11 protein-coding genes are annotated in these 13,591 nt (G+C 66.5%); 2 read left to right on the forward strand and 9 right to left on the reverse strand.

Features of this window, described 5'->3' with window-relative positions; genetic code table 11:
* Positions 1-169: 169 nt before the first annotated feature.
* The 7 genes from gshB to DBV10_RS15795 form a co-directional block, all read right to left on the reverse strand.
* Positions 170-1,126, reverse strand: coding sequence for a glutathione synthase (gene gshB, locus DBV10_RS15765; RefSeq protein ID WP_124514565.1), 957 nt, complete (start codon positions 1,124-1,126; stop codon positions 170-172).
* A gap of 53 nt (positions 1,127-1,179) precedes the next feature.
* Positions 1,180-2,367 (reverse strand): benzoate/H(+) symporter BenE family transporter, encoded by a 1,188-nt coding sequence (locus DBV10_RS15770; protein ID WP_124514566.1) that lies wholly within the window; start codon positions 2,365-2,367, stop codon positions 1,180-1,182.
* 135 nt (positions 2,368-2,502) lie between these two features.
* Positions 2,503-4,371 (reverse strand): potassium transporter Kup, encoded by a 1,869-nt coding sequence (locus tag DBV10_RS15775; RefSeq protein WP_124514567.1) that lies wholly within the window; start codon positions 4,369-4,371, stop codon positions 2,503-2,505.
* Between the two features lie 303 nt (positions 4,372-4,674).
* Complete coding sequence (gshA, locus tag DBV10_RS15780; protein ID WP_124514568.1) at positions 4,675-5,970, reverse strand: glutamate--cysteine ligase; 1,296 nt, start codon at positions 5,968-5,970, stop codon at positions 4,675-4,677.
* Between the two features lie 88 nt (positions 5,971-6,058).
* The gene (locus DBV10_RS15785) at positions 6,059-7,525 is read right to left on the reverse strand and encodes a TrkH family potassium uptake protein (protein WP_124514569.1); all 1,467 of its coding nucleotides are present in this window, start codon (positions 7,523-7,525) and stop codon (positions 6,059-6,061) included.
* 27 nt (positions 7,526-7,552) lie between these two features.
* Positions 7,553-9,016 (reverse strand): Trk system potassium transporter TrkA, encoded by a 1,464-nt coding sequence (trkA, locus tag DBV10_RS15790; RefSeq protein ID WP_124514570.1) that lies wholly within the window; start codon positions 9,014-9,016, stop codon positions 7,553-7,555.
* 59 nt (positions 9,017-9,075) lie between these two features.
* The gene (locus DBV10_RS15795; protein ID WP_124514571.1) at positions 9,076-10,356 is read right to left on the reverse strand and encodes a glutamate-5-semialdehyde dehydrogenase; all 1,281 of its coding nucleotides are present in this window, start codon (positions 10,354-10,356) and stop codon (positions 9,076-9,078) included.
* A 64-nt stretch (positions 10,357-10,420) separates the two neighbouring features.
* Here DBV10_RS15795 and DBV10_RS15800 point away from each other — a divergent pair, with 64 nt between their 5' ends.
* A complete protein-coding gene (locus tag DBV10_RS15800) occupies positions 10,421-10,705 on the forward strand; it encodes a hypothetical protein (RefSeq protein ID WP_124514572.1) in 285 nt (94 codons plus the stop codon).
* Positions 10,706-10,778: 73 nt separating this feature from the next.
* Here the strand turns inward: DBV10_RS15800 and holA are convergent, their stop codons facing one another.
* Complete coding sequence (gene holA, locus DBV10_RS15805) at positions 10,779-11,834, reverse strand: DNA polymerase III subunit delta (RefSeq protein WP_124514573.1); 1,056 nt, start codon at positions 11,832-11,834, stop codon at positions 10,779-10,781.
* 192 nt (positions 11,835-12,026) lie between these two features.
* Between holA and rocF the strand changes: the two genes are divergently transcribed.
* On the forward strand, positions 12,027-12,977 hold the full coding sequence (gene rocF, locus DBV10_RS15810; protein ID WP_124514574.1) for an arginase: 951 nt from the start codon (positions 12,027-12,029) through the stop codon (positions 12,975-12,977).
* 116 nt (positions 12,978-13,093) lie between these two features.
* Here rocF and lptE read toward each other — a convergent pair whose 3' ends face one another.
* On the reverse strand, positions 13,094-13,591 hold the full coding sequence (gene lptE / locus DBV10_RS15815; protein WP_124514575.1) for an LPS assembly lipoprotein LptE: 498 nt from the start codon (positions 13,589-13,591) through the stop codon (positions 13,094-13,096).

The raw sequence follows: 13,591 nt of genomic DNA on the forward strand, positions 1-13,591 counted from the left end.
TCAAACCACCTTCGCAATCACCCGCAGCGCAACCCCAAAGAGCATCACCGCCAGCAACCAAGCACCGCACCAGACAATCAGATCACCCGGGCATGGGCTTCAGAAGCGAAGCCCTCGACTATAGCATGGGTTGAGGGGGTTTGGAAGAAGTTGCCCCACTTCAGACGACTCAGCCCTGATGGGCGGCAACAGCGGCTTCGAGCGCATCCACAAACAGAAAGGCGACATCGCACCCGGTCTGGTCAAAAATCTCCTGGAAGCAGGTGGGGCTGGTCACATTGATCTCGGTCACGCAGTCGCCGATCACATCCACCCCCGCCAGCAGCAATCCCCGTGACAACAAGATAGGCCCCAGGGCCTCCCCGATCTCCCGATCCCGCGCAGACAAGGGCCGGGCCACACCCTTGCCACCGGCCGCCAGGTTGCCACGCACTTCGCTGCCTTGCGGGATGCGGGCCAGGCAGAAAGGCACGGGCCTGCCGCCGATGATGAGCACGCGCTTGTCCCCATCGACGATCTCGGGCAGGAACTTCTGCACCATCACGCTCTGCGCACCATGGCGGTTCAGGGTTTCGGTGATGCTGCCCAGGTTGAGGCCATCAGGCCCGACGCGGAAGATGCCCATGCCGCCCATGCCATCCAAGGGCTTGAGAATGATGTCCTGGTGCTCGGCATGAAAGCGCTGGATGTCTGCGGCGTCGCGCGTGACAAGCGTGGGGCCGATGAACTGGGGAAACTCCATAATCGCCAGTTTTTCCGGGTGATCGCGCAGGGCTCGGGGCTTGTTGAACACCCGGGCACCTTCGCGCTCGGCCTGCTCCAGCAGGTGGGTGGCGTAGAAGTATTCGCTGTCGAAGGGCGGGTCCTTGCGCATGAGCACCGCGCCGAAATCGGCCAGCACAGCGCTGCGTTCGGTCTGGGCGTCATACCAGTGGTCTGCATCCCCCGTGAGATGGATGTCCCGGACCCGGGCCGTCACCTTGCCCCCCCGTTGCCAGGTGACATGCTGCGGCTCACACACCGCCAGGGTGTGACCACGCCGCTGCGCCTCGCGCATCATGGCAAAGGTGGTGTCCTTGTAGATCTTGAAGCTGTGCAGCGGGTCGGCAATGAAGAGCAGTTTCATGGTGTCGGATCAGAAAAATGAAGGCGAGTGGCCCCTGTGGCCCAAGCGACGGACTAAGCGCCCCCGGCTTGCGAACGCCTGTACTGTTGCACAAATAGCGCGATGCTGCCGGCGACCACGCCCCAGAAGGCCGACCCCACGCCCGCCACCACCACCCCACTGAGCGTGACCAGGAAGGTAATGAGCGCCGCCTCCCGGTGGGACTCGTCCCGCAACGCAGCAGCCAGGCCGTTGCCGATGGTGCCCAGCAACGCCAGCCCCGCAATGGCCACGACCAGTTCCTTGGGGAAGGCCGTCAGCAACCCGGTGATGACCGCGCCAAACAGCCCGATGGCCACATACAGCGCACCACAGCACACGGCAGCGGTGTAGCGCCGGCTGCGATCTTCATGCGCCTCCGGCCCCATGCACATGGCGGCGGTAATGGCGCTGAAGTTCAGTGCAAAGGCGCCAAACGGCGCCAGGACCAGGGTGGCCAGCCCGGTGAGCGTGATGAGGCGGGAGATGGGCAGGTCGTAGCCCGAGGCACGGATCACCGCCACGCCGGGCAGGTTCTGCGAGGCCATGGTGACCACAAACAGCGGGATCGCCAGACTGACCAGGGCGGCCACGCTGAACTCCGGCGCCATGAACACCGGCAGGGCCAGCTCCAGGTGCACCGCCGACCAGGCCATCTGCCCCCGGCATGCCACGTACACCACCGCCGCCACCAGCGTGATGACCACGGCGTAGCGCGCCAGCCAGCGGCGGCTGACCAGGTACACCAGCAGCATGAGCAGCACCAGTGGCAGCGCCGTCTGGGCCGCCGCAAACGCCTGCAGGCCGAACCGCGCCAGCACGCCGGCCAGCAAGGCGGCGGCGATCTCCATGGGGATGCGGTTCATCACGCGCTCGAACCAGCGGGTAATGCCCGCCAAGGTAATGAGCACGGCACTCACCATGAACGCCCCCACGGCCTCGCCCATGCTGAAGCCCCCCGCCAACCCGGCCGTTGCCAGCACGGCAGCACCGGGGGTGGACCAGGCCACCATGACGGGCTGCCGCAGGATCAGCGAAGGCACGAGCGAGCACAGGCCCATGCCCAGGCCCAGCGCCCACATCCACGAGGTGACCTGGGCGGATGTGGCGCCAAACGCCTGTGCGGCCTGGAACACGATGGCCACCGAACTGGTGAAGCCCACCAGCACCGCCACGAACCCCGCGACAAAGGTCGAGAGGCTCAGGTCTTTGAAAAATTGCATGGGCTGGATTCTGGCACCGCGCCCCTGCCACCGCCCGCGTGGGGTGTTACCGCGCGCAGGCGCAACAAACTATCATTTTGATAGCTTCTTGGGCTTGATGGACGGGCGCCAGGGCCATCAAAGCCCCTGTGCCGCTCAGATCTCGATCTTGGAGCCCAGCTCAACCACCGCGTTGTTGGGCAGGTGCAGGAAGTCCGCCGCGCCGCTGGCGTTGTGGTGCATCTGGGCGAAGAGCTTCTCGCGCCAGGGCGCCATGCCGCTGCCGATGGTGGGGATGACGGTGTCGCGCGAGAGGAAATAGCTCGTCGTCATGGCCTCCAGCTCGCAGCCCCGGCCGCGCAGCAGCTCCAGCGCACGTGGCACATCGGGATCGTTCTTGAAGCCGTAGTGGATCACGACCTGCCAGCAGTCATGGCCCAGCGACTCGACCTGCAGGCGCTTGTCCAGACCGATCCAGGGGGTTTCATGGTTGTGCACCGTGACGAACAGGTTCTGCTGGTGCAGCACCTTGTTGTGCTTGAGGTTGTGCAACAGCGCATTGGGCACGGCGCCGGTCTCTGCGGTGAGGAACACGGCCGTGCCGTCCACACGCGTGGGTGGGCTGATGAACACCGACTCCAGGAAATCCTTGAGGTCAATCGCATCAGCACGCAGCTTGTCGTTCAGCAGGCGGCGCCCTTCCTTCCAGGTCATCATGAAGGCAAACACGATGCCACCGATCATGAGCGGGAACCAGCCGCCCTGGAACAGCTTGAGCATGTTGGAGGCAAAGAACGCCAGGTCCACCACGAAGAAGCAGCCCGTGGCCGCAATGCACAGCGCCAGCGGATAGCCCCAGCCGTAGCGGATCACGAAGAAGGTGAGCGTGGTGGTGATCAGCATGTCCAGCGTCACGGCAATGCCGTAGGCCGCGGCCAGGTTGCTCGACGAGCGGAACATCACCACCGCCAGCACGATGGCCACGAACAGGCCCCAATTGACCAGCGGCATGTAGATCTGCCCCGTATCGCGCACGCTGGTGTGCTGGATGTTCAGGCGCGGCAGGTAGCCGAGCTGGATGACCTGCTTGGTCACGCTGAAGGCGCCCGTGATCAGGGCTTGCGAGGCGATCACCGTGGCCATGGTCGCCAACACCACCAGCGGCACCAGCGCCCAGTCCGGGGCCATCATGTAGAACGGGTTCTTGACCGCCTCGGGCTCGGCCAGCAGCAGCGCGCCCTGGCCAAAGTAGTTGAGAGTGAGCGCTGGCATGGCCACACTGAACCAGGCCAGGCGGATGGGCCGCTTGCCGAAGTGGCCCAGGTCGGCATACAACGCCTCGGCGCCGGTCACGCACAGCACCACCGCGCCCAGGATGACGAAGCTGGTGCCCGGGTTGGCCCACATGAAGCCCAGGGCGTAGTGCGGACTCATGGCCCAGAGGATCTCGGGGTGCCCCACGATGTGCGAGACCCCCAGCAGGGCAATGCTGACGAACCACACCAGGGTGATGGGCCCGAAGAACTTGCCGATGCCGCCAGTGCCGCGCTTTTGCACGGCAAACAGGCCAAACAGCACGACCAGGGTGATCGGGATCACGTACTGCTTGAAGTGGGGCGAGACGACCTCCAGCCCCTCGACCGCCGACAGCACCGAAATGGCCGGGGTGATGACGCCATCGCCATAGAAGAGCGAGGTGCCAAAGATGCCCACCGCCAGCAGCACGCCGCGCAGCCGGGGCTTGTCCTTGACCGCCTGCGAGGCCAGGGCCAGCATCGCAATCAGGCCGCCTTCGCCGTGGTTGTCGGCGCGCAGCACCAGCACCACGTACTTCAGCGAAACAATGACGGTGAGCGTCCAGAAGAAGATGGAGAGGATGCCGTAGATGTTGTCGGGGGTAAACGGCACATGGCCGGACCCGAACACTTCTTTGACGGCATACAGCACGCTGGTGCCGATATCGCCATACACAACACCGATGGCGCCCAGCGTGAGCGCTGCGAGCGATGACTTGGAGCTTTGCACTGACCACCCCCGCGCACTGGGCTGACGGGGTTCCGTTACTTTTGGGAACGCTATTGTGCGCCTGCCCCAGATCAAGCGCCTGGAGGCAAAACCCCATGTTGCAATGCAGCAACTCGCGCTTGGCAGCCGGGCGTGGGCGTGGCAAGCGGTCGCGCCAAGGCGCCACAAGAGGCCCTGGGGATTCGCACCCGGCCCCTCACGTCCGCTCGGGCTGCGCATGCCGACGCCTCACGCGGCGCTTCGGCATGCTCCGCGTGAACGCGGCGGGTATTTTTTGAAGGCAGCCCGGATTCCAGGGGCTTTTCAGTCGTACACCTCGGCGTCGGGGTTGGTGGCCTCCAGCTCGTAGCTGGCCGCCAACATGGCCAGACGCGCCACCACGCCATACATGTAGAAGCGGTTGGGCGCGCTCACACCGGGGCGCACGCCGGGCTGGGGCATGTGGGTGCTGTGCTCGAAGGCCAACGGCACGAAGCTCGCGCCCGGGGCGTTGAGGTTCTCGTCCACGCCGCGCTCGGCATGCATGCGGTAGAAGCCGCCCACCACGTAGCGGTCCATCATGTAGACCACGGGTTCGGCCACGGCCTCGTGCACACGCTCCTGGGTGAGCACGCCTTCCTGGATGATGAGGTCGCTGACCGGCTGGCCGTCCTTGATGACGGCCATCTTGTTCTTGGTCTTGCGGTTGACCGCGTCCAGCTCCTTGGCATCGCGCACGGTCATGATGCCCATGCCGTAGGTGCCGTTGTTGGCCTTGACGATCACGAACGGCTTTTCGTTGATGCCGTATTCCTTGTACTTGCGGCGCACCTTGGTCAAGAGCGCGTCCACGGTGGTCTGCAGCTTGTCCATGCCTTTGTCTTCGGCAAAGTCCACGCCGTCGCACTGGCTGTACATGGGGTTGATGAGCCAGGGGTCGATGCCCAGCATCTTGCCGAAGCGCTTGGCCACCTCTTCGTAGTTCTTGAAGTGGGTGCTTTTGCGGCGCACGCTCCAGCCCGCGTGCAGCGGCGGCAGCAGGTACTGCTCGTGGATGTCTTCCAGGATGCCCGGCGGGCCGGCCGAGAGGTCGTTGTTGAGCAGGATGGTGCAGGGGTCGAAGTCCTTGAGCCCCAGGCGGCGCTTGGTGCGCACCACGGGCTCCAGCGTCACCGTGTCGCCGTTGGGCAGCTCGATCAGCGTGGGCTTCTTGATCTCGGGGCTGATGGAGCCCACGCGCACGTTCAGGCCGGCCATGTTGAAGATGCGCTGCAGCTGCACCACGTTGGCCAGGTAGAAGGTGTTGCGCGTGTGGTTCTCGGGGATGATCAAGAGGTTGCGCGCCTCGGGGCAGATCTTCTCGATGGCGGCCATGGCGGCCTGCACGGCCAGGGGCAGCATCTCCTTGGTCAGGTTGTTCCAGCCGCCGGGGAACAGGTTGGTGTCCACGGGCGCGAGCTTGAAGCCCGCGTTGCGGATGTCCACCGAGGTATAGAACGGCGGCGTGTGCTCCATCCATTCCAGACGGAACCAGCGTTCGATGGCGGGCATCGAGTCAAGAATGCGCTGTTCGAGTTCGTTGATCGGCCCCGTGAGGGCCGTGATGAGATGCGGAACCATAGATGCCCTCGGGAAGCAAATTGCGGACGAATTGTAGGGATTTGGGGCCGCCTTCCCGTTTCGCAAGGCGCCGCCGCACAAAGCAATGTCAGCGGCGCCAGAACGCCGGGGTGAGCAAGGCCATGAAGCTCAAAATCTCCAGCCGCCCCAGCAGCATGGCCAGTGTGCACACCCAGATCTGGAAATCGGTCAGCACCGCGTAGTTGGACGCCGGCCCCACGCTGCCCAGGCCCGGCCCCGCGCAGTTGACGCTGGCCAGCACCACCGAGAACGCGGTCACCGGGTCCAGGTCGGTCAGCAGCAGCACCATGCTGAGGCCAAACACCGTGCCGCCATAGACCAGCATGAAGGCCAGCACCGAGAAGATCACGCGGTTGTCCACCACGCCGCCCCCCAGGCACACCGGCTGCACGGCGCGCGGGTGCACCAGGCGGTTCATCTCGCGGCGCGCCTGCTTGACGAGGATGAGCATGCGCACCATCTTGATCCCGCCGCCCGTCGAGCCCGCACTGGTGGCCACGCCCGACAGCAGCAGCATGAACACGGGCGCAAACACCGGCCAGGCCAGGTAGTCCACCGTAGCGTAGCCGGTGGTGGTGGCCAGCGACACCACATTGAACATGCCATGGCGCAGCGCATCGAGCGGCGCATACACGCCCTTGGCCCACAGCAGCAGCGCCACCAACAACCCGCCGCCCACCAGCGCGGCCAGGGTGGCGCGCAGCTCCGGGTCGCGCCAGAAACCACCCCAGTGGCCCTTGCGGATCGCCACGAAGTACAGCGCGAAATTGCAGCTGGCCACCAGCATGAAGACGATGCAGATCGCCTCCAGCAGCGGCGACTGGAAGTAGCCAAAGCTCAGGTCGTGCGACGACAGCCCGCCCAGGCTCACGGTGGTGAACATGTGCATCAGCGCATCCAGCGGTGCCATGCCTGCGGCCCAGTAGGCCAGGCCGCACAGCACGGAAAACAGCGCATACACGCCCCACAGCCCCTTGGCCGTGCCGGTCATGCGCGGCGTGAGCTTGGTGTCCTTCACCGGCCCCGCCGCCTCGGCCTTGAACAGCTGGCTGCCGCCCACGCCCAGCAGGGGCAGCACGGCCACCGCCAGGATCAGGATGCCCATGCCGCCCATCCACTGCAAAAAGGTGCGCCACACGTTGACCGACACCGGCAGCGCATCCAGCCCGCTGAGCACGGTGGAGCCCGTGGTGGTCAGCCCCGACACGGCCTCGAAATAGGCATGCGTGAACGACAGCGGCCGCCCCGTGTGGTGCCCCGCCAGCATCAGCGGCAGCGCGGCCGACAGCGGCAGCAGCGCCCACACCAGCGACACCAGCATCACGCCGTGGCGCGGCTGCAGCTCCTGCCGGAACAGCCGCAGCCGCCACCACAGCCAGGCGCCCGCCAGCAGCGTGGCGCCCATGGACAGCGGGTACACATGCCAGACGCCATCGCCCGTCCACAGCGACACCGCCAGCGGCAGCCCCATGGTCAGCGCAAAGATCATGACCAGGATGCCCAGCACCCGCAGCACGGGAAACATGTCTGTCATGGGGGTCTCGCGCAGCCTGGGGCCTGGTCAGAAAAAAGCCGCGCTCACGCGAAAGAGCTTTTCCACGTTGCGCACCAACCGCTTGTTGGGCAGGAAGAACACCACATGGTCGTTGCTCTCGATCACCGTCGCGCTGCGCGGGATGATGACCTCGGGCGGGCGCAGGCCCGTGGCGGAGGCGCCTGCGGGGTCCGAGGCGCCCGACAGCCCGCGCACGATCAGCCCGATGTGCACATCGCGCGGCAATTGCAGCTCGCTCACCGTGCGGCCCACCACGCGCGAACTTTTGCGGTCGCCGCGCGCCACGATCTCCAGCGCCTCGGCCACGCCCCGGCGCAGGCTGTGCACCGCCTGCACATCGCCCTGGCGCACATAGGCCAGCAGCTCGCCCAGCATGGCCTGCGCGGGCGACAGCGCAATGTCGATCTGCGTGCCATGCATCAGGTCGGCATAGCTGCGGCGGTTGATGAGCGCCAGCACGCGGCTGGCGCCCATGCGTTTGGCCAGCAGGCAGGACATGATGTTGTCCTCGTCGTCGTCGGTGAGCGCAAGGAACAGGTCCACCTCCTCGATGCCCTCGTCGCCCAGCAGGTCCTCATCGGTGGTGTCGCCCTGCAGCACCAGCACCTCGGACGGCAAGGCCGACGCCAGCGCCACGCAGCGCTCGGCCTGGTCTTCGATGATCTTGATGTTGAAGCGCCCCGGCGTCTGCGCCAGCTGCCGCGCCAGTCGCAGGCCCACCCCGCCGCCGCCCGCGATCATGATGCGGCGCACGGGCTTTAGCGGCTGCGCGGCAGGGCGGTGCAGGGCCGCGAGCACCTGGGCGATGTGCTCATGCGCGGCCAGCACAAACACCTCGTCGCCCGGCTCGATGCGGGTCGTGCCGTCGCAGGCGATGAAGCGGTCGGGCTCGTCGGCAAAGCGGCGGTAGATGGCCACCATGCGCATGGCCATCTCGGGGGCGCGCTCGCGCAGCTCGCCAATCGTGGGGCCCACCATGGGCGCACCAGGCCGTGCCCGGCCCGACACCAGGCAGGCGCGGCCCCCGGCGAACTCGCGCACCTGCATGGCCTCGGGGTAGTCGATGAGCTTGCCGATGTAGCGCGTGAGCGATTCTTCGGGGCAGATGATGCGGTCCACCGCAAAGCCCTCGGGGCCCACCAGCCGGTCGCCCTCCTGAAAGCCGCTGGAGCGCACCCGCGCGATGCGCTTGGGGATGTGGAACAGCAGCTGCGCGATCTTGCAGCACACCAGGTTGGTCTCGTCCTGCGCGGCACAGGCGATCAGCAGGTCGGTGTCCTCGGCACCCGCCTCGGCCAGCACGGCGGGCTCGATGCCGTTGCCCACCACCCCGCGCAGGTCAAAGCGCGACTCCAGGTCGCGCAGGCGCGCGGCATCGGTGTCGATGACGGTGATGTCGTTGTGCTCCGACACCAGGCTGTCGGCCACGCTCTGGCCCACGCGGCCTGCACCCAGGATGATGATTTTCATGGGATATGGGCTCTTAGCGCACTACTGACAAGCGCTACAAGCTATAAAAAGCAGAGCAATCAGGCACGGACTTCGCCTTCGCCCAGCACCACGTACTTGAGCGAAGTGAGGCCTTCGAGCCCCACGGGCCCGCGCGCGTGGAACTTGTCGGTGCTGATGCCGATCTCGGCCCCCAGCCCGTACTCGAAGCCATCGGCAAAGCGCGTGCTCGCGTTCACCATCACGCTGGCCGAATCCACCTCGCGCAGAAACTGCTGGGCGTGCATGTGGTCGCGCGTCAGGATCGCATCGGTGTGGTGGCTGCCGTAGCGGTTGATGTGGGCAATGGCCTCGTCCACACCGGCCACAACCTTCACGCTGATGATCGGGGCCAGGTATTCCTCGCTCCAGTCCTGCTCGGTGGCGGGCACGAGTTGCGCGCCGGGCACCGTCTGCAGAATCGCCAGCGACTCGGGGCAGCCGCGCATCTCCACGCCCTTGGCGGCATACACAGCGCCGATCTGGGGCAAGAATTCGGCCGCCACGCCGCGCGCCACCAGCAGGCCTTCGCTCGCGTTGCAGGGGCTGTATTTGTTGGTCTTGGCGTTGTCGGCCACCTTCACCGCCATGGCGATGTCGCAGGGGTCGTCCACATAGGTGTGGCAGTTGCCGTCCAGGTGCTTGATGACGGGCACCTTGGCACCCGCGCTGATGCGCTCGATCAGCCCCTTGCCGCCGCGCGGGATGATCACGTCCACATACTGCGGCATGGCGATCAGCTGGCCCACGGCCTCGCGGTCGGTGGTCTGCACCAGCTGCACCGCGTCCTGCGGCAGGGCCGCCTCGGCCAGGGCCTGCTGCACGATCTTGGCCAGCGCCTTGTTCGAATCGATCGCCTCGGAGCCGCCGCGCAGGATGCAGGCGTTGCCACTCTTGATCGACAGCGACGCCGCCTCGATGGTCACGTTCGGACGGCTCTCATAGATCATGCCGAACACACCAATCGGCACCCGCATCTGCCCCACACGGATGCCGCTGGGCTGCTGCTTCATGCCCAGGACCTCGCCAATGATGTCGGGCATGGCGGCGAGTTGCTCGCAGCCCTCGGCACAAGTTTCCAGCACCTTGGGGCTGAGCTTGAGACGGTCCACCATGGGCTCAGCCAGCCCGGCGGAGCGGGCACGCTCCAGGTCGCGGGCGTTGTCGATCTGCAGCGCATCCACGTTCTCGCGCAGCAGACGGGCCAGCGCCTTGAGTGCTTTGTTTTTGATAGCTGCTGGCGCCTTAGCCATGAGCGCAGAGGCCGTTTTTGCCTGGAGACCGAGGGAATGCGTGTATTCAGCGACGTGGAGGGCGTTCATCCCGCGATTTTGCCGCACTTGGCTTTACCCTTACGGCCTTGCCCCACTCCCACCAACCCCGGCCATGACCACCACCGCCCCCGCCCAGCTCGCCACCCTGACCGAAGCCCTGCAGGCCTTTGAACACGGCGACCACAGCGCCGCCACCCTGAGCACCCTGGCCCGCCAGCAAACCACCCTGCTCACCGCCCTGCCCCCGCGCTACGGCGAGGTGCTGCTGAACCTGCTGGACCGGCTGGAATCGAGTGCGCTGTTTTCGGAAGAAAGCTGCTCGTTCAGCCAAAAAGACCTGGTGGCGAATTTGCAGATGTGGGTGGAGAAGGCGCGCGCGGCGCTGGCAGCCGGTTGATTCGGCAGCTTCCATTTCGATAGCACAAAACGCTTGATACACAAGCGCTACCGCCCTGTTTATCTGAAAAACCTCAGCGCGCCGCCTGTGTCAACCGGCACACCTGCAGCGCCAGCCGCTGCAGCGCCTGCCAGCCATCCTGCGGCCAGTCGGGCTGCTTGAGGCCCTTGACGATGCCGTCCACCGTGTGCGCCGACTGCAGCAGGCGCGCCAGGGCGGCATCGCTGGCCTTGGGCAGGATGCGCTCGAACAAACGCTCCTTGGGCCCCCAGATGCGGTTTTCGCGCAGGGCCATGGGCAGGGGGCGGCCGGCGTTCATGGCGTCCTTCACGCGCTTCAGGGCGCGGATGTCTTCGGCCAGGGCCCAGTGCACCAGCACCTCGGCCTCGCCCTCGGCCTGCAGGCCGTCGAGCATGCGCTGCACGCGGGCCGTGTGGCCGGAGAGCACGGATTCGGACAGCTTGAACACGTCGTAGCGCGCCACGTTGAGCACGGCGGCTTCGACCTGGGTTTGCGTCAGCTCACCCGCCGGGTGCAGCAGGGCCAGTTTCTGGATCTCCTGGTGCGCCGCCAGCAAATTGCCCTCCACGCGGTCGGCAAAGAACTGCAGCGTGCGCTGGCCCTCCTCACCCGCCACCACGCGCTGGCCCTGCGCCGCCAGGCGCTGGGCAATCCACTGCGGCAGCATGCCGCGCTCGATGGGGTCGATCTGGATCGAGACCCCGCTGCCTTCCAGCGCGGCAAACCAGGCGCCGGTCCGGGTCGCCTTGTCCAGGCGCGGCAGCATGACGATGGTGAGCGTGCTGTCGTTGCCCCGGGCCGATTCGGCCACCTGCTGCAGGGCCACGCTGCCATCCTTGCCGGGCTTGCCCGAGGGGATGCGGATCTCGACGATCTGCTTGTCGGCAAACAGACTCAAACTGCCGCCGGCGGCCAGCACGGCGCTCCAGTCGAAGTGGGCTCCGGCCACGGTGTAGCTGCTGCGCTCGGTATAGCCCTGGGCACGGGCCGTGGCGCGGACGGCGTCAGCGGCTTCCTGCTGCAGCAAGGGCTCGTCGCCATGCAACACGTAAAGCGGCGACAGGCCCCGTTGAAGATGCGGTGAGAGTTGGGCCAGGGCGACTTGCATGCGGCAAAGTTTATCGCCTTGCCCGGCAAGGTATTGCGCACATTGCCAATGCCCACCCGCACAGTGCGCAAAGGCGACTGCAGAACGATCAGCTTTTTCACTGTTCATTGGCGCCCAAAGCCCCGAAAATTCTCCCGGGCGCCAGCGCCCGCCCCACCCCACCGCGTCAGCCAACCCGAAAGCCCTTGCCCTATGCCCCCCACCGCCCTGCGCAGCACCCAGCCCACCAGCCTGATCGGCGCGCCCACTGACATCGGCGCGGGCGCGCGCGGCGCCTCGATGGGGCCCGAGGCCCTGCGCGTGGCGGGGTTGCAGGCGGCGCTGGAATCGCACGGGCTGCAGGTGTTCGACCGGGGCAACCTCAGCGGCCCGGCCAACCCCTGGTTGCCGCCCGTGGACGGCTACCGCCACCTGCCCGAGGTGGTGGAGTGGAACCAGCGCGTGTTCGACGCGGTGTATGCCGAGCTGCAGCTGGGCCACCTGCCCATCCTGCTGGGCGGCGACCACTGCCTGGGCCTGGGCAGCATCAGCGCGGTGGCGCGCCATTGCGCAGAAGCGGGCAAGAAGCTGCGGGTGCTGTGGCTGGATGCCCATGCCGACTTCAACACCAGCGCCCTCACCCCCAGCGGCAATGTGCATGGCATGCCCGTGGCCTGCCTGTGCGGCTTTGGCCCCGAGGCATTGACCGGGCTGGCCCGGATGCCCGATGGTGGCCCGGCGCTGCAGCCCCACCAGATTCGCCAGATCGGCATCCGCAGTGTGGACGCGGGCGAAAAGCGCTTTGTGCACGAGCAGGGACTGGAGGTGTTCGACATGCGTTACATCGACGAGGTGGGCATGCGCCAGACCATGCAGCAGGCGCTGGCCGGGCTGGATGCCCACACCCACCTGCATGTGAGCTTTGACGTGGATTTTCTGGACCCCGACATCGCGCCCGGCGTGGGCACCACGGTGCCCGGCGGCCCCACCTACCGCGAGGCGCAGCTGTGCATGGAGATGATCGCCGACAGCGGGCGCCTAGCCTCGCTGGACATTGTGGAGCTGAACCCCGCGCTCGATGTGCGCAACCGCACGGCCGTGCTGGCCGTGGACCTGGTCGAGTCGCTGTTTGGCAAGAGCACGCTGATGCGCGTACAGAAATAGCCCCCCTGTTGCACAGCGCGCCCTCCGGGGGACGCTCCCCGCGCGGCGGGCAGCCCATGCGCGGGAGCACTGGCCAAGTGCCGCGCCAGTGTCGTAAAACGTGGGGCCCGTTCCCGCTAGCGTTTGGCGGCCGCCAGGCGGCGGATGAGCTGCTGCACCAGGTCGGTCCGCATGTTGCGGTAGAGCAGCGCTTCTTCGGCTTCCTTGGCCAGGGCAATGGTTTCGCTGTAGCTGATGTCGCGCTGCTGCAGCAGTTCGGTGTCGGGAATCATCTCCACCCCCGTGGGGGTGCGCAGGCGGAACTTGATGCGCAGGCGCAGCTGCAGTTCACGCACCTGGCCCGAGGCGTTGAGCCCCACCACCGCGCGCTCCTGCTGCTCCTGCAGCAGGTCGAAAATGGCGTCGGCCGTGGGCATGGCCGCCGGGTCGCGCAGCAGCTGCAGCTTGCCGCCCGAGCCCTCCAGCGTGCGCTGCAGCTCCCGCGCCAGCAGCGAGTTGGCGGGGGCGGCGATGTAGAGCGAGTCAAAAGCAAACTCCGGCACGCCACGCAGCCGGAATCCGCAGGCAGACAGCAGGGCCACGGGGGCGAGGCTGAGCAGGGTGCGTTTGTCCAT

Origin of the sequence: Acidovorax sp. FJL06, assembly GCF_003852545.1 — a bacterium.
Taxonomy (GTDB): Bacteria; Pseudomonadota; Gammaproteobacteria; order Burkholderiales; family Burkholderiaceae_C; genus Acidovorax.